This window comes from Mycoplasma sp. 2248, assembly GCF_034863245.1.
GTDB lineage: Bacteria > Bacillota_I > Bacilli_A > Mycoplasmatales > Metamycoplasmataceae > Mycoplasmopsis.
This window is the reverse complement of record NZ_JAYFFC010000004.1, coordinates 51,347-73,579: the sequence shown is the minus strand read 5'-3', so window position 1 is coordinate 73,579 and position 22,233 is coordinate 51,347. Positions and strand designations below refer to the sequence as shown.

Sequence of the window (22,233 nt, the reverse complement as noted above, 5' to 3'; positions counted from 1 at the left end):
AAACATAAATTATTTACCTCTCTTTGTAAAGTGTTTTCTTTTTTCATAAAACAAAGCAAATATCTTGATAAATCCAGTATATGCTATAGATGAAAGTGCAAATAGAATATAAAGCATAATTGTGACTAGTGCAAAAATTGTCAATATATCTCAATTCTTTGTTAGCACTAACATTGCTCAGTTATCATTGCTTAATGTAGCGTGTAAGAAAATACTAAATACTAATGAAATTGTTAGAGAAACTAACATAGCTAAAAGCATTGCATTTTCTAAATTATTTAATTTGTTAGCTTTATTGTATTTAACTAATCCAAAGTTAATTACAAATAAAACAAAGAATAATAAGTTGATAATTAATCTGTGAAAGTAGTTTAATTGAGTATTTGCAACTAATAAAACAAATAATGAAACTAATTCTAAAATTACAAATGCTGTTTTGTTTGTTAATAATTGATTTTTGAATTTTGTAAATCTACTTGTAATTACAAGTCCATTTAAGATTGCAACTAATGAAATAAACACAGCAAATAAAGTAACTTTTGTGGTTGTATCTTCACTAATATCGATTGGTTTGTAAGCGTATTTTGCAAGTGTGTAAATCGCAAAGAACATTGCAGGCAAGATAAATGCAAGAATTAATTTTGTAAGTGATGCAAATAAACTATTTCTGTAAACTACACTTGATAAGTTTGAGATGTTTGAGTAAACTTTTAAACTTACAAGTAAGATAAGTGCAAAAACTAATCCAAAAATAGATAAGTTTTTGTAAACTGCGTTTTCACTGAAAATTCTAGTTAGTTTATTAATGTAAACGTTGTTCACAAAAATACCAACAATTCTTTGTGTTTCAATGCTTCCATCTTTTGATTTTGAAACTTGAACGTTATTAACCATTAAAACAAGCATTGTTAATCCAATTCCGAGTAAAACGTATTTGATTATAGTATAGCTTCAATCTAAAACTAATTTCTTGATGTTAATTGAAAAACTTCTTGATTTTTGAACTTGTGTGTATACATCAAAAGTTAAATCAATAACTAAAAGTGGTATAAGTAAAAATGAGTTATAAATTAATCATTTTGCAGAAGTATCTTTTGTAGTAGTTATAAAAGTAAAAGTATAAAATCCAAATGTAATAAGTGCATAAGTAATGTATGCAACATATCAGTAGATGTAACTTGAAAACTTCAAGTTATTTTTGTTTATGACAAAATAACTCTTAGTCATAGCGATAATAATCAGCAACGATAATAAAGTTAAATTGAATAAAACAAAGAAGTTAATACTTGAGTTTATTTTGAAACTTCTATCAAACAGAATTGAATAATCAATTCCTGTTTGATCGCCTTTGTTAATAAAGTAATTGAAAACAATTCCAATTGAGCTTATTAACAAGAACGAAAGTACAAGTGAAATTAATTTAAGAACATTTTCTTTACTTCAGTTCAACTGTAATAAATTGGTTTTACTATTAACTGAATGAGATTTCTGCATCGCCACCTCCACTTGGATCAAAGTTAGCTGATTTAACTACTGCTGTTTTACCAAATTTAGTAAATGCTTGTGAGCGATTTAATCTGTCAGCCATTGTTTGGTTATCTACGTAAATTGTTCTAAATACATTTTTACCTGATTCAATTAATCCGTATAATTCTGGACCTCAGTTATCATCTAAGTCACGTGCATTACCTTGAATGTATAATGTGTTAACTTCTACAGGACTAACAAAATGTAATTTAGGTCTTTCAGGTCCTTTGATAAGCATTGCAGATCATTGTTGAGCCGCTAACGTGTCAGCGTTAACTGTGAATGTATTTGTGTTATTGTAAAGAGTTAAGTTTTTAAATACTCTATTGTGGAAACGCATTCCTTCAAGACTTCTGATGTTTTTGTTTAATGAGAAATCAAGTCAAGTAGGTCAAGAACCATCTCCGAATTCTCCTTGGAAAATTCTTTCGTTGTATCTATCTTTGAATGCAATATCAAGACCTTCGTTGATTTCTTCTAATGTATCATCTTTATCAAATCTAAGTCTGTTAAATACAATTGAACCTGGCATATTTGTATTATCTTGCATAGCTGCGAATGTGTAGTCAAATGTAATATTTTTTACACCACGTAATGCAATAGGGTCAATTCCTCAATCTTTACTTAATAAGTCATTTGAACTATAAAGGTCTAATTCTTGGATTCTCTTATCTTTAAGTGCAATAAGTGAAGTTGTATCTTTACCTTCAAAGAATAAAGTTAATTTTTGAATTGATTCAGGAAGTTGTTTTAAAATGTGTCTAAATTCTTGACGTTTGTCTTTAAGACCCATATTTTTGATTACAAGTACATCAATTTGTTTGTTAGCTTTTTTAACTTTATCTAAAAAGCTTAAGAATGAATTGTAACCTTTAGTGTTAGCTGCATCAAGAATTGCCATAACTTTGTTTGTTTTGACTTTTTCTTTTGCAATAGCACTTTCTGGTTTGTATTCATAAATTTCAATTCCTTTATCAGCGCCTGCTCCATATCTTGAATATTCAGAAGTTTTATTTTGTTTAGAGAACCCATCATATTCAAAGTTTCTAATTTGTTTTGAATTTCTGTGATATTGTGATTCGTAAGCAAAATATGAATTTTTATGTCTTGCTATGTATTCATTACGAACAACATTATCTTCTAAGTTAACATGTGCAAAACTACCAAATCCTGTATCACCTCAATGGAAACTTGGAACCATACCTTTGTTAAGGTAATTTTCAAGTTCTCTATTTATAGTTTCAAGTGTTATCTTAAATGCGTATGCTTGTTGAGGATCTTTAAGTAATTTAAAAAGATATGAGAAATCTGCATTCTCTGGATAATTAATTTGAGGATTGTTATTAGCAATCTTAATGATACTCTTGTTTAAAAGCTCTTTATCAGCTTCTGTTAAATCATTTGGATTTTTATTAAATATGCTGTTAATAACAGAAAGATTTTCTCTAATTTCTCTTTTCATTTCCTCTTTGACTTTTGTAACTTTGTCAATAGGCTTAGGTTTCATTGTTGCAAAATCTAAATCTTTTGCAGCTTCTGGGTTAGCGTAACCTTCGATTGCTTTTGAAGGTTCTGTAGATGGATCTGGTTCAGGTTCTGGTTCTGGTTCTGGAGGAGTCACTATAATTGGTTGTTCAATAATAGGCTCTGTAGGTTGCTCAGGTTCTGGTTCTGTGGTTTTAGGTTGTTCTGTATAAACACTATCTTCTGCTTTATCCGGATCTTCTGGTTCTGGTTCTTTTGGTTGCTCTGGTGTTGGAGCAGGATCTGGCTCAGGTTGTGGATCAGATCCAGGTGTTGGGGTCACAGGTTCTGGATCAGGCGCAGGAGCAGGATCAGTAGGCTCAGGTTCTACCGGATCTGGGTTTGCTGGTTCAGGGTCAGGTACAGGTTCTACTGGATCTGGCTCTGGATTAACAGGTTGTTCTGGTTGTTCTGGTTCAGTAACAGGTTTTGTTGGTTCTGGTTGTACTGGTTTTGGATTTTCAACAGTTGGTTGTTCTGGTTCGATTTTGACTTTAATTTTTAAGTTATTATCTTTGTTTGAAGAATTTCTGTCGCTATATAAAACATCGTTTTCATTGATGACTGTAGCGATTCCACGTGACTGAGTAATAACTCCTAAGTCTTTTGTTTTTGGTTTAGCATTATCACTAATTGTTTTAGCTGCAACAACACCTACAACAGCTAGTGCAGAAACGGCACCAATATTGATTATTATTTTTTTTCTTTTAGCTTTAATCATAATTAATACCTTTCTTTAATTATTTGTTGAATTTGTATTCTTCAGGAATTAAATTTGCTCCTTGTTTGAATAAGTAAGTTTGAATATTTGGATATAACTCTTGTAATGCTTCACGGTATGATGATCTTTGATTTTCTCCTCCACCGTAAATTAAGTCATATTGTTCTAATTTGTATTTACCATAGAAACCATTGTAAGATTCACCTTCTGATCTGAATGCTTGAGTTAAAGCAGTTAATGACACACCTGTTGAATCAGCTGTTGCATAGTTAATTCCAACAATTTCATTATCAATTGTTCTAACTGATGAACCTGATGCACCAGATAAAGGCTGTCAAGCACCTAATGAGTAACCTAATCCGTAGTTTAAGTATCTATCTCCTGTGTAAGTTGAAGCAGAATCTCTAATTACACCGAATTTGTAACCTTCGTTTTTGCTTGAATTAATTAATGGAGAAACGATTGTAATATCAAATACACCAGGCATATCGATAAAGTTTCTCACGCTTAGTGATTTGTTTCATCCACTTCCGTATTCTTTTGTGAATACTTTTTTATCAACTTGTTGACCTTCTGCGACATAAACAGGTTTATTAGTTCAAATACTTTGACTAAATCCTGAATCAATAATTGCAACTTCAGATCTTTCTAACACCTTACGGTTAAATAAGTGGTCAGTTTTAGCATTTGGGAAGGCTACTGAAATTAAGTTGATTTTTGATTTTGGGATATTTGCAGTTTTATCGTTTGTTAATCTGACATTAGGTATCATTGTTTGTTCATCTTCTTGATATGTAGCTTTTAAACTCTTTGTAGCAAACTTGAATTTTTCATTTTCATTTCAGTTTGCAAAATTACTTGTAGCTAATCTAGCTAATTCAGCAGCTGAACTAACTGATTTTGGTTCACCAAATGTGTTTTGTGGATCTCCATTAATTGAGTTGTATTCATATGTATTATCTGAATTGCTAAAATCAAATTCGAGAACAGCAAAGTCTGCTGCTTCTTCTAATTGTGATAATGGTGAATTTGGATCTACATAATCTCTTGGACTAGTTCTTAAGAAGTCAAGACCGGCGTAAACTAGTTTAACTTGTGATGGTTTGAAACTAAATATATCAACTGTTGGTTGAAGTTCATTAGCTTTTAATCATTGGTCAATTGGAGTTTCATCATTAAAGTGTAATAATTGGATACCTACAGTTTCACCAATTACACCTTGTTTAAGTCAGTTTTTAGCTTCAGTATATTTTGCTAATCATTTTGGATTTCATTGTTCAGCTTGAATTCTTTGCACTTCTGCATATAAAGGTGGTAAGTCATTTTCTTTAACTGCTAGAGCTTGTTTTTCGTATCTATCAGCTTCTGCTTGATTACCTGCATATAAAGCTTCATATTTTTTGTCTTCATATGACTTAATTTCATCATCTTTAGCTTTAATTCTTGCACTAACTTCTTCTGTCAATTTGTGGTATTCTGCATCAGCATCTTCAACTATTTTTGTGTATTTATTGTAGTTATCAGCTTCAACTTGTAAATCATTAATGTGTTTGAATCTTGATTGACTTGACGCATTTGCAGTTGATGCAGCAAATGCTTGAATAACGTGAATATTTGTTGCGATATATCATTTTGTTGGATATCCATTTTCGTCAAGTTTGTAATCTAAAATTCACGCAGAACCATTGTACATTCTGTGCTGATCTATTAAGGAGTTAGTGTTCATAAGCTTAATAGCATAAGATTGAAGAGCAGTTTTCTTGTACATTTCATTAGCTAAATATCTAGGCAACCCTCTATTTAAAGGAACTGAATCTCAGTAAGCTGCTTTTGTGTCATCTCTTAATGGGTTTAATGATAAAGTTCCATCAGAGTTTACGACAGAGAAGTTTCTAACAACAGCACTTTCAAATGTAGGTTGACCTTCTGCTTTAGCTTTTCGGTCATATGCCTCAATTTGCTCTGGTGTTAATCTTAAGTTATCAGCTAATTTTGATGAATAATCACCACGGTAATCTTTAAGAGCTTTTACATATCCTTGTAAATCAAGAACATTTTTCTCTGACTCTGGAAGTTTTTTATATGCTGCAGGATCTGTTTTGTAAAGTTCAGGCATACCTGGAATATTTAATCCAACACCTGGATTTGTAGGTCTTGTAGGAATTTCAGGTTCCACAATAACTTTATCACCCTCTTTACCACCATTATCTTTAGGGTTTTGAGGATCGTCATTTTTAGGATTTGCCGGATTTTCAGGTTTTGGTTTTGTTTGTCCACAAGAAATACCTAAAGATGAAATTGAAACAATTGATCCAAATGTTGCAAGCAACATTAATTTAAGTTTATTTTTTTTCATAATTTACTCCATTTTTGTTTAGCTTCACTTGAAGTTAAAACTAGTTTTAAATCCAAAAATAAATATATAACCAATATATATATATATATTGATGCTAACATTAATATTATAGCACCCTGAAAATTAATTGGTCAATAAATTAATTATTTTTATGTAAATTATTCAGGTATTTATAATTTATAACTTAATAATAACATATATATGAAATTCATTTATGAATTTAAAGTGTATTTTTGAGGCTAATTTTGACTTGTTTTATTAAAAATAAAAATTCATAAAATAACTTATAAAATAACCTGATTTTTAAGTAAAAAATAATTTAAAATAAGAATATGGCTAGACAATATTACAACAAGAGAGATTATGAGATTGATTGAGAAAATAGTGTGATTGTTTTAAAAGATCATATGATTGAGCAACTTAAATCTGATAATAAGTTTTTAAAATACAAAAAAATCGGAGGAAGCACCGTTTCTGAGATTTTAATTAAGGATGCATTCAAAAATGAATTTAATGCATTTTGTCACATTGCACACTTAAAATTACCTGTGTTATCACAAAAATACATTAATGCAGGGACTATTTTAGAACCTAAAATATTTGATTTCTTAAGAAAGATGCACCCTAATGTAGTGATTGAAAACTTTGTTGCTACTGATTATGAATATAACTATTTCAAAGACAAGGATGATGTTATTATGGGAGTTCCTGATGGATACATCCCTTCGACAAATATGATTCTTGAAATCAAAACAGCACAAGATAAGAAATATGAACTTTGAGGCGACAAAGACGTTGACCCTTCGTATAGAAAACAAGCACAACTTTATTCGTATTTAAAAGGAGCTAATCATTACTCAATTATCGCTTTATTCTTAAGAGATGACCTAGGAGATTATTTAAACCCTGAAAATGTGGATATTAATCAAAGAAGAATGAAATCTTACACTTTCCCTGTTAATAGGGCAGATGTTGAAGATGATATTAAGAAAGTTAAACAATGATACTATCATTACACAAATACAAACAAATCCCCTAAATTTGACCCTTTAATTAACAAAGATCAACTTGAATACTTACAATGTGAATCATTTGAAGAATGAGAGAAACTTTTAAACAAATGAAAACAAGAAGGTAAAGCTGATTTCAATGTAAAAGCTTAGCAAAAATTTATTAACCAGTAATGGTTAATATTTTTTTTACTCGTTTGTGCTATGTGTTTTAGTATTTTTGAATAAAAGAAAAAACAAAAAACTTACACCGTTTAAAATGTAAGTTTAATGTTTATAAATTTCTATTTTCTTCTAAAAATTCTCTTGAATAAGAATCCTAAACCTGTAGCAATTCCAACAATTGATGGAACTATAACTCCATAAATTCAACCAGGAGCACCTTGTTTTTTACCTTCTTCAACTTTTGTAGGTTCTTCAGGTTTATTATCAACAGGTTTTAATGATTCATTTAATTTTTGAGCTTTTTCTAATACTTCTTTAACTTTTTGAACAGTTACTTGTCCATTAGCTTCAGAAATAAATTGTTGTTTTTGCTCATTTGATAAGTTGTTTAACTTATTAATTTCTGCATTTACATCTGTTTTAGATGTAGCTAAATTAGAATCACCATTTAATGATTTTGTAGCTTCAACAACGGCATTAACTTTTTCATTTAAGTCTTGCGCACTATTGTTAAAGTCTAATTTATTACTTAATTCAGTTGATTTTACTAATGCATTATCTAATGCTGATTTTTTAGGTGCATCAGCTTCGCTATAGTTAGGTGTTGATTTGACTTTTTGTACCTCATTTAACACTTCTAATGCATTATTAACATCTGTTGCATTTGTCAGAATGTTTTCAATAGTATCAACTGATGCTTGTGAATTTACTAATTCTTTAGCTTTTGTTTTTTGTTCATCTGTCAAGTTAGTTAAGTTATCTATACCATAATTAGCTTTAGCTTTTGCTTCTGATAATCTTACATCACCATCTAGATTATTAAGAGCATCTCTTAATGCATCTAATTTCTCATTGAGACTTTCAACTGATGTATTAAATTCATCTTTAGTTTTAAGTTCATCCAATACATCAAGTACATTTGTGAATGCAACTTGTTTTCTTTTTGAAGCTTTTGTATATTGACTTTTATTTTTTACATCTTCAGCATTCTTAACAACATCAAGTGCACTGTTAATTGCTTTAACATTATTCTTAATATCTTTAATCTTAGAAACTTCATTTAAGCTCTTCACTGCGTTTCTTGCAGCGTCTTTTTGAGTATCTGATAAGTTTGAAGCAACTTTGATAGCAGCAAGCGCTTCTTCTTTAGCTGTTTTTAATCTATCAGTACCATCAAGAGCATCGTGAGTTGATTTTAATGTATCTAACTTGTTATCTAAGTTAGGATATAGCTCATCAAGGTCAAGTGTTGTTGTTAAGTCGTTTAAAGTAGTAACTGCATCATCAAATGCACCTTGGTTTGAAGCTTGAGTGTATTTGATTTCTGACTCGACTTCTCTAGCAGATTCGACTTTAGAAATCGCTGCATCAATGCTTGATGCATTTGAAACTACTTTATCAATTCTTGCTTTATCTGATTTTTCGTTCACTAACGCGATAGCTTTTTCTTTTTGAGTTTCTGATAATTTAGGTAATGAGTTAATTTTAGCTATAGCATCTTCTTTTTGAGATTCAAGTAATTTTTCTTCAACTTCAGCGATTGATGTTTTAGCTTCAACTTCATTTTTAGCAGCGTCTTTTTGAACTGATGTTAAATTTTCAAGTGTCTCAATAGCCTCTTTAGCTTTTGTTGTTGCATCAGTTAATCTATCTTTACCATTTAATAAACCTTTAGTTTCAGATACAGCTTGTAATTTAGTATCTAATTTGTCAAATGGAGTTTCAAAGTCTGTGTAACTTGATAATCCATCTAATTCAGTTACAGCATTATCAAAGTTTGTCTTAACATCATCTGATGCTTGTTTATATTTAATTTCTTCTTTTATCGCAATTTCATCATTAAGTGTTCCAATACCACTGTTAACTTTTTCTGCATTAGCAACAATTGCATAAATTTCATCTTTAGTTGCTTTTGAGTTAATTAGAGTTTTAGCAGCTGGTTTTTGCACATCATCTGATAAGTTTGATAATGAGTCTATTTTATTTGATGCATCTTGTTTTTGAGCATCTAATAATTTATCAGCAACTTTAGCAATAGTTGTTTGTTTTTCAACTTCAGTTTTTGCGTCTCTTTTCTCATCATCTGATAAGTTAGGCAATGCATCAATTGCAGATTTAGCAGTAGCTATTGCAACATCTAAGTTTTGTTGACCATCAAGTGAGTTGATTGCATTATTAAGAACTTCTGTTTTTTCTGCAATGTCAGCAATAGGATTTGTTGTAAAGTCTGTTATTGTTTCCACACCTGGTAAATTGTTAAACGCTGTTTGAGCAGCTTGTTTTTTATCTGAATCAGCTTCTGTAAATTGTGGTTTTGATTTAACATCATTAAATCTTTGAACTTGTGCAACTGCAGTGTCAACATTTGTTGCGTTTGTAACAATGTCTTTTGCTCCTTGAACTGTTGTAGCAGCATCTATTTGATTATTTGCTTCTCTAATTTGATCAGGACTTAAGTGTATTAATTCACCTAATTTAGCTTTAGTTTCTGCTTTGGCAGCATCTAATCTATCTTGACCATCAAGATCTCTAACAGCATTATTAAGTGCATTTGTGTACTCTACAATATTTGCAATTGGTTGACTAAAATCAGTTGTCCCTTTGATTGCATCGATTTTTGCTTTTGCAGCATCAAATTCTGCTTTTTTATCTGTAGGTGTTGTTGATGCTTCTGTGTAGTTAGGTTTTAACTCTTCTGCATTTGCATTTTCAAGAGCTTGTAAAGCATTGTTAAGTTCTTTAGCACATTCAACAATAGCATTAACTTTTTCAATTGTGCCAATAGCTTCTGAATCAATTAAATTGTTAGCAGCTTCTTTTTGTGAATCATTTGATAACTTATTTAATGCTTCAATAGTTTCTTTAGCTTTTGTTTTAGCATCAGCTAATTTTGTGTCACCATCAAGTGCATCAATTGCATTTTTAAGCGCTTCTTTCTTTGCAATAACATCATCATATGGACTTGTGAAGTTTTCGTATGTTTTTGCATCTTCTAATGGTGTAAGTGCATTATTTGCAGTTTGTTGTAAGTTTTCTTCTGCTTGTGTGTATTTAGGTTTTGAATCTTCTTTAAGTTTGTTTAATGTATCAACTTGTTCAATTGCAGCATCAACATTTGTAACGTTAGCAATAATGTCTTCAACATCTTGAACTGTTGTAGCAGAATCAATTAAACTTTCAGCAGCAGTAACTTGGCTGACACTTAAGTGTGTTAAAGTAGGTAATTTAGATTTAGCATCTGATTTAGCTGTATCTAAATTTGTTCTTCCATCTAAATGTTTAATAGCATTTTTAAGAGTGATAATTTTATTGTCAATATCTTCAATAGCGACAGCGTTGAAATCTAAAACATCTTTAGCACCTTTAAGCGCATCAACTGCATTGGTTAAATTGTTTAATTTTTCTTTACTTGCTTCTCTAAACTCAATTGTATCTTCAGCTTTTTTAGCTAATTTTAATTGTTCAATAGCTTTATCAATATTTGTTACATTTGTAATAACAGTGTCAACTTGTTTTGATGTCGCTGCTTGATCAATTTGATTGAAAGCATTAATGAATTGATCATCTGATATATGGATTAAATCACCTAATTTTTGTTTCCCTAATTCTTTAGCATCATCTAAGTTTTTTACTCCATCAAGTGCTCTATCAGCATTTGATAATCTATTACCAATAGAATCTAAATTAACATAATCTTTTGTAAAGTCCATTGCATTTTCATAAACTTCAGCAGCTTTTTTAGCTTCATTAAATTCTTTTTGAGCACCTTCTGATGCAGATGAATATCTGATTGTCCTAATTGATTTATTTGCAACTTTTAAGGCTCCTAAAACAAAATCAATATCTTCGGCATTGTCTGCAATTTTTTGTACCATATCTGGTTCTGTAGCTAATTCAACTTGCTCTTTAGCTTTTAATTTTTGTTCTGTAGCTAAATTCTCTAAATCATCAATCGATGATATTGCACGTTTTTTTCTTTCAATAAGCTTGCTGTCACCATTTAATTGTGTTTCTGCATCTGTCAATGTACCTAGTTTGTTATCTAAATAAGAATCAACATCATTAAAATTATCTACTGTTCTTAAGTTTTCTAATGCACTAATAGCATTATCAAATGCTCTTTGTCTATCTATATCAGAAAGTTTGTAATTTGATGTTTCTTTAACTTCGATTGCTTTATCTAATTTATCAATTGAATCATTAATTTTAGTTACATAGTCTTTTAATAAGTTAACATCTGCAACTGTAGCTTTAGCATCAATTTGATTTTTAGCTACTTGCTTTTGTGTGTTTGATAATTTTTCTAATCTATCAATTTGTTCTTTAGCAGATGTTTTTGCATCTAATAATTCTTTATTTGCTACTCCATCTAATCTAGCTTCTTCTGATGATAAGAAACTTGATAATGAGTTTAAGTTAGCAATTGGATTTGTAAAATTATTTACATTGATTGCATTGACTATTTCATCATATGCACTGTTGTAAGAATTTTTAATCTCTTCAGTTGCATAACTGTAGTTAATTGATTGTTTAACTTCATTTGCGTGATTGATTGATTGTTTCAATGATGGCATTACATTATTTAATTCAGAAGCATTTAAAACAACTGCACTAACATTTTGATAATTAAATGCATCTTTATTAATCTCATTAGTCAATAAACTTCTTTGTGCGTTTGATAAGTTAGTTAATGAAGCAACCTTATTTGTTAAATCTTGTTTTTGAGCTTTAACAAATTTAGATCTTACATCTGCTGATGAATTTTGATTTTGAACTTCAGAAATTAAACCATTTTTCTCTTGATCATTTAAGTTTTGTAAACTCTTAATTTGAGTGATTGTTTGTGTCTTAAGATCATTTAAGTTTTTTACTCCATCAAGTGAATTAATAGCATCGTTCATATTTGATACTAAAGTATCAATATTTGGAAGTTTATTAGCAAAACTTGTGTATGCAGCAAGTGGTTTTATAAAGTTATTTAATGATTTAATAAGTGCATCTTGTTTTCATGATGTCGCCTCTTTATAAGCGATAGTTTCTTTTGCATTTTTTGCTTGCTTAGTAACTGCTACAGCTGTGTTTAATACAGAAGCATTTTCTTTTAATGTATTTACACTTGCAATAGTTTTTGCATTATCAATTTCTTGTTTAGCTTTTTTAGCTAAATATGCAAGTAAGTTACTCATATTTTCTATTTCAGATTTAGTCGTATTCTTAGCTAAAACTAATTTAGAAGCACCATTTAGATTTCTTTGTGCACTTATTAATGCTTCAGAATTTTCACTTAAGTTATTTGGTAAGTTTTTAAAATCTGAATAAGTTTTAACACTTGATAATGTATCTAAAGCAGTATTGAATTTAGTTTTTAAATCATCATCTGCTTCAATGTAGTTTTGTGTTTGTTTTTCAGAAGTCATATTATTAATTAAATTAATGGCTTCATTTACTTTAGAAACATTGTTTTGGATTCTATCAACCGACTCAAGTGTTGTGCAATTTATAACTAGTTTAGTAGCTTTTGTTTTTTGTTCTTTTGATAAAGCTGAATTTGCAATTACTGCATTGGCAGCATTTTTAGCTTTTGTTAATCTATCAACTCCATCAAGGGCATTTGTTTTTGTGACTAAGTTATCTGTTAATTCTTTAAGTCCAGGAATTGGTTCTGAAAAATCAATATTTCTATCAAATCCTGTTAAAGCATCTTTAGCTTTAATAAATTCATCCTGAAGACTTGGTGTAGCTTGTAAATAATCAACTTGTTTTATTTTATTTGAAGCAGTTTGTAATGCAGCGTATGCTGCTTCAGCTTGAAGAGTGTTCTCTAAAATCTTATTAACTTCAGCTATTTCTTCACATCGACCGATAAGAGCAATAGCATTTTGTTGTTGATCTTCAGGTAAGTATTCTGAGTTATGAATTCTTTCAATTGCATCTGATTTTGCTAGACCTAAATTATGTAAACCATTTAATTCATTCTTACTTTTTTCTAATTTATTTAATAAAACTGCGTAACTTGCTTGTGGATTTGTAAATTCTTCTGAAGATAAAGTGTTTTCGACTTCATCCAATACATTTGTAAATGCATCTTTAAATTCTTTATCAGCTTCTGTAAAATCGGGTTTGTATTTAAATTGTTTAGCTTCATTAAATTTGTAAATAAGTTGGTTTAAATTCTGAGCATTCTTCATAATTCTGTCAATTTCATCATTATCTGAAGATGCACGCATTTGATCTTTAGCAGCTGATTTTTGTTCATCTGATAAGTATTCTAAATTATCGATCGTATTATCTCTTAATTCAGGAACTAAATTGATTTCATAAGTTGTATCAACTCAGAAGTCACTTGTGTAAGGCACTTCTGACATATTTTGCATTTTGTATGTGAAGTGCTTACGTAGTGGGTGATTAGGTATTTGAGGTTTTTCATATGATTGATTTTCAACATTGACCGTAAATGTTCTTCTATCTACTTCTCTTCCAGTATTATCCTTAAATACATAAGTTACAGTATGGTCTATTGGAGTAATTGAAATTTGGTAATTAATATTTGTATTGTTGTTAGCATCTCTATTTAATGGGAATTTTGAAGCTATTTCTTGTGCGCTATCAACTAAACGATAGTGCTCTGGGACCATATTCTTAATTCTTTTGTAGAAACGTTCAGTGTTTTGTTCCATTATTCTTTTTGGACCTCATACATTTGAAGGTGTTCTATTTGAGAATAATTGAACGTTATATCAGAATTTTGAAACTATTAATTGATCTAGAATAGGTTGTGCTGGAATACCTTTAAATAAACTTCTATCACCTGAAGTAAAGTATTTTGATACATATTCATCTTCAAAGAAGTTAGTATCAGAGTGAGAACCTTCTCCAACATAAATTGTTCTTGGGAAGTGGCCAGGAAAAGTTTTTAATGGATCATTATTTGTTCCATAATGTTGTGCTCAACCTTCTTTAATTAATCTCTCACTGATAGCTCCATAATAAGAACTTGAAATTTTTGGAGAATTGAATCCATATGCTTTAACAAAATTGTCAATACTTCTATTTTGTTCATTTCCTTTTGATCAAATAAGTGCATACTCTGAAAGATGACCTCCTAATGAGTGCCCTGTAGAATAAATTTCTGAAACAGGTTTTTGACTTATTGTTGCTAGAGAAATTCACACATTCTCAGCTTGACCTGGTTTTCTTCCTATTGATAAACTTAAATCATCATCGTAATCTTTTCCACCATTAGTACCTGCAATAGCTAAAACACTAATAGTGTCATTTTCTAAGAATGGAAAATCAGATTGGTTAATTAATCAAGACGCTTGGTATCCATTACTTTCATCTCAAGACTCAAACCTTTTTCAATAACGAGCCATATTTTTGTGAACTGTTTCAAAAATTTTGTCGTGCTTATCTCGTTTATTTTCTGGAACTTCACCTAAAAAATATGCTTTATTTTCTTCTCATAAATCACGATTTGTATCATCAAACTCAATATCTAAGAAAGCTTTACTACGGTAAGATAAGTTACTGAAAATTAAAGCATCACGAGGCGAAAAATCTCATTTAAGTTTATGAGCATCATTATTATCAGCAATTCCATCTCCATCTGTATCTTTTAAGAATGGGTGAGAATTGTATCCAAAATAAGTCTTACCATCTTTTACAAATGTGTAGACTTCATCTTTATTTAAAATACCATCACCATCTTCATCACCATTAGGATTTAAAACCGGACGATCCAACATAAGTGAATCATAATAACCATCTAACATTGTTATTTCAGCATTTTTAATTTTTCTCGCTGTTTCCTCTGTTAATTTAACACGTCCTGTCCTTTCATGGGCTTGTAAATTAGCTGCAATACCTGTTGAAATTGCAATCGATGGAATAATGATTAAAAGTGCTGATTTTAAACCAATAATTAACTTTTTATTTTTGTTCATAAACCACCTCTTCTTAATAAATAAATTGATGCTTAAACAAGACAAAACTTCTTTTTGTCTTTATAAATGTAATTATAGTTTAATTATTTACTTTTGGATTATGTAATTACAAATTAATCTGCATAATACCTTAATTTTTCACAAATGTGAAAAATATATTTTTGTGATATGAAAAATGAATTTATAATAGAATCAAATTAAGTAAATAATATTTTAAATTTATTTGCTTAGAAGTGAATAAGATTGAAAATATCAAAATTCTCAAACGAAAATGTTTCATTATATGAAATTAGTTTTCTTATTTTATAATTGGCATCATCTTAGTTGTAACAGTTAATTTAATTGATTCAACATTAGACAACTCAGATAGAACACTTGTCTCAAGATTTGTTATATGCTACACGCTCACTATTTGTTATAGTATTATATTGATAGTTTTATTAGCTTGATTTTTGAATTTTTCTTGGATTTCTTTGACATTGTTCATCCTGTCAATTAATCTATTTTCTATAAATTTATCTTTTCTAGATAATCCAGTTAAATCATTAGTTTTGAAAACTAAAAATTTAAGTAAAACTAAACTTAAGAAACAAAAACATATATAACCTTCGATATGTCTTCAGGTTAATAAATACATCAGTCTAATTGCTAATAAACCTTTTAAACTTTTAAAAGCAGAAAAAAAAGAGTTAAATTATTTTTTAACTCTTTTTTTCATTAATTTAACAATAAAGAAAGTTGCTATACCAAAAGTTATAATTCCAGTTGTAACACCTAAAATACTTCATAAAACAACATGTGTTTTATTGGTTTTAGATTTTTCAGATTCTATCGAAACATCTTCTGATTCTTTTTCATTATCAGAATTATTCTTTTCTATAGTTGAATTTTCATTAGTAGTTGGATTTTCATTTATTGCATCTTTATTTTCTGTTTCAGAATCTTCCGTTGTAGGTTTGTTATTATCTTGAGATGCTGAATCCGTTCCTGTTTCAGAGCTTGAATTAGTTTCATCTTCTGATGAACTTTCATCAGTTATATTTTCATTTTTAGTAGTATCTTCAGCTACTGGCGAACTATTGTCTTCAACATTAGATGCATCAGATTCTTTTGAAATCGGATTATTTTCTTCTGAACTTGAACCTGTTTCAGATTCATCAGTTTTTGGAGAACTTGTTTCTTCTTCTCTTGAAATATCGCTATCTGATGACTCTTCTATATTAGTGCCTGTATCTGTTTCTACTTCACCTTCAGAGCTTTCTGATTCACTTTCACTGTCATCGCTTCTAGGTGGATTATTTTCCGTATCTGATTCACTAGGATTATTATTTGCATTATTTTCAGAACTGTCATCTAATTCTTTATTTTCTTCATCAAGTACTGTGCTTTTATTTAATTCGCTAATTGGCACTTCAAGAGTATGAGCCTTAATTCCAAATACAACAAAACTTTTTTTGCTATTTACTCATTGATTATTATATTTATAAAAACTCAAAATATCTCTAGTTTCATAGCTTGCCACCAAATCTACGTTTTTTTCATCTTTATTAGTTACATCAACAATGATTGAAAAATATTGATCTTTCTTTAAAATAATTTCTTCATTTAAATCAATTGTATAAAATCCTTTATCACCAGAATTTGGAATTTGTACTTCTTGAGTTAATCTTAGTTCACCGTCTTCAGGATTAGACATTGAAGAATTTTTAACATAAATTTTGATTTCAGCAGTAATGTTTGAACCTTTAAGCGCAAAATTAATTGACTTTAATTTTTCTACAATTTCATCATTTGCTTTTTTAACTGGAAAAATATTCGCCATTGTTCTTTCATTAGAGGTCAAAGTTGCAAATAAAGAAAATGAATTTTTTGTATCATAATAGTAAGTATTTTGATATGCATTATTATTTTCTACTTCAACTGCCATTACTTCGTGAATTAAATCTAATGAATCGTATGAAAGCATAAAGTAGCCCTGAGCATGCATGTTTTTAGTTCCTCAACTATTTTTAATAATAAAACCACCTTTTTGTTTCGGTGTTTCAGGTCCGAAATTAGATGCATAATAATCATCGTCTCAGCCTACAATAACTGAAGCATGATTTCTGATATGTCTTTCTTCAGGTGATTTAGTTATAATAATTGAATTTGGTTCGTTGTATCAAACGGTGTCAGGATGAAAATTCATTTCATTAAAAGCATAAGCAACTCCCACAGAACCGTATTTGGCAATCGCTAATTTAATATCATCAACAGTATGATTAATTTTTACAGCTTTTTTAATTTTGGCAATTGTAGGGTTATCAAAATTAGGAAACTCAGTTTGATTAGTTTGAGCAATTGGGGATGTATTTCTCATCAAACCATTAAATGCGTGAGATAAATAATTTCCTGTACCTAAAATTCCTTTTCATTCTTTAGCATCGGGATTTAAATTTAACTTATCTGCATTATGATTTCAACTATTACTTATGTAATCGATTGCATGTTCATCAATATCTAAAGAATTTTTAGTGTAATTCCCTATATTATTTTTTAAAATATTGGTTTCTAAAATTGAAGCAATTGTATATGCTCAACAAAGGCCTTCATGACCTTGATTCTTAACATCAGTAACTAAATTGTGTTTTCTTGCATCAAAAAAAGGCATTCTTGCAATTTCTTCTGCACTTTTAGTTTGAAAAAGTTCTAATTTTGGTGCGTCAGAATCAGCTGATGTGGCTATGCTTATCACACTAAAAGGTATCAATAAACTTGGACTAACTAATAAACTAGTTAATATTTTTTTATTTTTTAATCTCATATATTAATTTTAAATAAAAAATTAATATTTTTGTAAAGTATTTTAATGAAAGTCAAATTGTTGAAACAAATATCGCTTATTTTATAAGCTTTTAATTGTTAATTTAAGATATTCAAAAAAATATTTTGCTGATTTTTTAGTTATATATATAAGTCACTAAAAATGCTAATTTTTATAAAAAACTCTTTAAAAATCAACTTTTTCAGAATTTAATAAACTAAAGAATATAAAAACCAGAGATTATTATTTTTAATTATCTCTGGTTATCCAATGTTTCCTACTTTATAGCATAAATTGGAAAAAGGGTACAAAGCTTTCTTATTTGTTCAATTTCTAATTTTCAAGTATATTTAATCACACATAACTTAAGTGCATTGAATAAACTTTGATGTGCTTTTTTGTAATAAAAAAGTAGCATAAGCTACTTAATTTTGACTTTTAAACTTACTACACAGCATTTTTCATTTGCTCTGCTTTAGGTAAGATAGCATAATATGAATATTTGTGTGCTGGATCTTGGAACAATTTAACTGTTGAATCCTCCTTTGTACCCTCTAACTCAATTAAGTACTCTTCATAAATGTTACCTGTGATAATTAATTTATCAATGATTAACATTAATTTACTAATTGAATATCTAGTAGGTGCATAAGCTGCATCGTGGTTGAAGAATTCGTAAACTTTCTTACCATCTGATTTAACAATTAATCTAAAGAAAGTGTCTAGAACCTTTTGTCTAAGTTTAATCATTTTTTGATATGTTTGGAAATCACTTACAGAAAATTCAATATTATTAGGTAATTCCGGTGCATCCGCTTTGTAGTTTTTAATTGGATATGTTCTTTTTCCATCAACTAGTGGTCCTAATGTATGAACTTCATATGTGTTTTCTTCAAATTGTTTAGCTGTATCAACTATTGTGTAAGCAACTTCTTGACTTTCAGGAAGTGTGAATCATTTACCGAATCTTGTAGCTGCATCTGTATACATAGCTGGTTTAGGATCTTTTTGAACTTCTTGACCAGCTAATGCATTTTTAGCATCATTGTAGGCCGCTTTAAGTGCCTCAACATCAAAGTTTAATGCAGTTCCATTATTTGAAAAATCTAAGTAATTTACAAGATTATTAACATTATTGTAAGCAGTATCGAATGCATCTTTTCTAGCTTGCTGATCGTCATTTGCATATTTGTAGCTAGCTTTAACATCTGAATAATCTGCAACAGCTTCTTTTAAACTTGGAACTAATTCATTTAAGTAATTAGCATTTGTTTGAATGTTTTTAAGTTGTTCTTGGTTTTCTGATGCTTGGATTAATTCTTTAATCTTAGTTCTTTGCTCCTCTGTTAAGTTTGAATATGATGATTCAACTTGAGAAATAGCAATTGCTTTGCTTTGCTCGAATGTAATTTCAGGATTTGGATTTGTTTTATTATTCCCCGGATTCGGTTGTGGGTTGTTTGTATTATTGCAAGAAAGAGCAACGATTGGTAATGACATTGAAACTAATGAAAAACTACCAAATAAAATTCTTTTATTAATTTTTTTCATATAGCCTCCTTTCTATTTTGTTTTATTAGGTTATTTGAATTTAAATTAATATTTATTATTTTTTCAATCTTGAACTTCTTTAGGTGTAGCTAACACAAAGTGATTATCATTGATTTTAATTCATTCAGGTTGATAATCTTCTGTGTAATTATGCATTGCAGGATTATATTCATATCCTAGCAAGCTACCTTTATCAGAATCGATTGATGGAACCGACTCAAGTAATGATTTTGTATATGGATGAAGTGAGTGTTTCATAATTTCTTCAGTTGTACCAACTTCAAGTAATCTACCTTTATTCATAACAGCAATTCTATCTGAAATATATTCAACCATACGTAAGTCATGGGCAATGAAGACAATTGTAAGATTATATTTTTCTTTAAGTTCATTAAAGATGTTTACAACTTGCGCTTGGATAGAAACGTCAAGTGCTGAAATTGGTTCGTCGGCAATAAGTAATGTAGGTCTAAGCACAACAGCTCTAGAAATCCCGATACGTTGTTGTTGTCCTCCTGAGAATTCAAGTGGATAACGTTTTAAAACTGATTCATCAAGCCCTACACTCTTAAGAATGTCTTTAACTAAAATTGTTTTACATTCATTTTCAGTTAATTTATTTAATTCATCACGTTTTGCTTTGTATTCAGCTAATTTATCAGCAACTTCTGATAAACCTCAAGTTTCATTGATTGTTTTTTCAAAGTCTACATATAAAGCATCATATGCAACGTTCTCATTGATTGAAATTTTGTGATCTAATTCTTCTTTGAACTTCCCAAATAAAGAACGATATTCTTTTTTATCAATCATTGAGTATAAATGTTTAACAACCTCTTGGTCGTAGTTAAATAAGTAAATTTCTTTAGAGTTCTTTGTATTTGTTAAACCTTCAGAAACAACTGTTTCAATATTAACGTGTGGATTAAGTGAGTTAGCTGGATCTTGGAAAATCATTTGCACTTTATTAACCATAAAGTTCACGATTTCTTTATATTCTTTAAGTGATTTACCAAACTTAAATCCTCTAACCATTTTCTTAGGTAATAATTTATCAAGGATTTTGATTTGTCCGAAACTGTGTGGTGTAAGTCCAATAATTGCACGTCCAATTGTACTTTTACCTGAACCAGATTCACCAACAATACCTAAAACTTCACCTTTGTAAATGTTTAAGTTAAAGTCTACTACAGCTCTAAATGCTTTTGAACGAGAACCATATGTAACATCCACATTTCTTAATGATGCTAAAACTTCCTTACCTTGAGGAACTTTTAACATTTCATCTACACCTTTAATGTTATATCTTATGAATTCTTTTTTTCAGAAAAGGAATTTTTTTTGTGTTTCTATGTAATAGTCTTTTTTCATAACTTATTTTTTAGAACTTGCTAAAAACTCCTTTCATAATTTTGCAATGTGTGCAGGTGGTGTATATTTAGGTGCTCTTTTATCTAAAAGCGCTGATTTAACTCTATGTGTTTCTGAAACATAGTAAAAGTCAGGTTCAACTTCGAAATCTCTACCAAGTGCATAATCATTTCTAACTGCAAAAGCATCTCCGACAATATTATTTAAGTTAGATGGAACTGAACCTCTAATTGTCGAAAGTCTTTTACCATTATTAACGTCAGGCATACTCAAGATTAAACCTCAAGTATATGGGTGTTGAGGATATTTTAAGATTTCTCTTGTAGTTCCTTCTTCAATAATTTGACCTGCATACATAATTGAAATGTAGTCAGCTATCGAAGCAACAACTCCAAGGTCGTGAGTAATAAACACGATTGATAATTTAAGTTTTTCTTGTAATTCTTTAACAACTTCAAGAACTAAAGCTTGAACTGTTGGATCAAGCGCTGTTGTAGGCTCGTCCATTACTAAAATTTTTGGTTCAAGCGCAACAATAGCAGCTATAACAACACGTTGAATCATACCTCCTGACATTTCGTGTGGGTATAATTTCATAACAGCTTCAGGGTCATTAATTTTTGTTAATTTAAGGAATTCTACAGCACGTTCGTATGCTTCTTTTTTGTTTTTAACAACTCTGTTAACAAGCATACCTTCCATAATTTGTGCTCCAACTTTCATAGTTGGGTTTAATGTAGACATAGGGTTTTGGAAGACAGCTGAAACAACTCTTCCTCTATAGTGTGAACGTTCTCAATCACGCATTGAGAACTTCTCAACGTGATTATTGTAAAGTTTAATTTCACCACTATCAATTACAGCATTATCTCCTGTAAGTCCATAAAGAAGAGATGTAATAACTGATTTACCTGAACCAGATTCACCGATAATTGCGTGAACTTTTCCTTCATAAATTTGAATAGATGGTCCACGGAGAACTTTGTTCTTTTGACCTGGTACAGATGGGTTTAAGAATGATAAGTGAATGTCTTTAATTTCTGCAACAATTTTAAGTTTTGTTCCATCTGAAAATTCTTTGTACTCAACATTTTCCATAAATGTTTCTCAATCAAACATATTTTTTCTGTTTCCTAATCCAAGACCAGAAAAAGCATTTGTGATTGCAACATTTATTTTTCTTTTAAAGTGTTCTCATTTAGACTTGAATGATTGTTTTTCTGATTGATTAGATAAGTTATTATCTTTTTTCATAAAACTCT

General features: G+C 29.6%; 9 protein-coding genes. 1 reads left to right on the top strand and 8 read right to left on the bottom strand.

Annotated elements, in window-relative coordinates:
- Positions 1-9: 9 nt before the first annotated feature.
- From VBM91_RS01835 to mip, 3 genes are read right to left on the bottom strand one after another with little or no spacing between them, the layout of a single operon-like run.
- A complete protein-coding gene (locus VBM91_RS01835; protein ID WP_323189096.1) occupies positions 10-1,494 on the bottom strand; it encodes an MSC_0624 family F1-like ATPase-associated membrane protein in 1,485 nt (494 codons plus the stop codon).
- Positions 1,472-3,772 (bottom strand): putative immunoglobulin-blocking virulence protein, encoded by a 2,301-nt coding sequence (locus tag VBM91_RS01830; RefSeq protein WP_323189095.1) that lies wholly within the window; start codon positions 3,770-3,772, stop codon positions 1,472-1,474. Before VBM91_RS01830 ends, VBM91_RS01835 begins: the two co-directional genes overlap by 23 nt.
- 19 nt (positions 3,773-3,791) lie before the next feature.
- Positions 3,792-6,128: an Ig-specific serine endopeptidase MIP gene (gene mip / locus VBM91_RS01825; RefSeq protein ID WP_323189094.1), complete on the bottom strand. Its 2,337-nt coding sequence runs from the start codon at positions 6,126-6,128 to the stop codon at positions 3,792-3,794.
- Between the two features lie 332 nt (positions 6,129-6,460).
- Between mip and VBM91_RS01820 the strand changes: the two genes are divergently transcribed.
- The gene (locus VBM91_RS01820; protein WP_323189093.1) at positions 6,461-7,291 is read left to right on the top strand and encodes an MAGa7180 family putative nuclease; all 831 of its coding nucleotides are present in this window, start codon (positions 6,461-6,463) and stop codon (positions 7,289-7,291) included.
- Positions 7,292-7,422: 131 nt separating this feature from the next.
- Here VBM91_RS01820 and VBM91_RS01815 read toward each other — a convergent pair whose 3' ends face one another.
- The 5 genes from VBM91_RS01815 to VBM91_RS01795 form a co-directional block, all read right to left on the bottom strand.
- Positions 7,423-15,246 (bottom strand): hypothetical protein, encoded by a 7,824-nt coding sequence (locus VBM91_RS01815; protein WP_323189092.1) that lies wholly within the window; start codon positions 15,244-15,246, stop codon positions 7,423-7,425.
- A 694-nt stretch (positions 15,247-15,940) separates the two neighbouring features.
- The gene (locus tag VBM91_RS01810) at positions 15,941-18,049 is read right to left on the bottom strand and encodes a C1 family peptidase (RefSeq protein WP_323189091.1); all 2,109 of its coding nucleotides are present in this window, start codon (positions 18,047-18,049) and stop codon (positions 15,941-15,943) included.
- A 447-nt stretch (positions 18,050-18,496) separates the two neighbouring features.
- Entirely contained in the window at positions 18,497-19,600 is a 1,104-nt protein-coding gene (locus VBM91_RS01805) for a variable surface lipoprotein (RefSeq protein WP_323189090.1), read from the bottom strand.
- Between the two features lie 45 nt (positions 19,601-19,645).
- Positions 19,646-20,971: an ABC transporter ATP-binding protein gene (locus tag VBM91_RS01800; protein ID WP_323189089.1), complete on the bottom strand. Its 1,326-nt coding sequence runs from the start codon at positions 20,969-20,971 to the stop codon at positions 19,646-19,648.
- Positions 20,972-20,974: 3 nt separating this feature from the next.
- A complete protein-coding gene (locus VBM91_RS01795; RefSeq protein WP_323189088.1) occupies positions 20,975-22,225 on the bottom strand; it encodes an ABC transporter ATP-binding protein in 1,251 nt (416 codons plus the stop codon).
- Positions 22,226-22,233 lie beyond the last annotated feature (8 nt).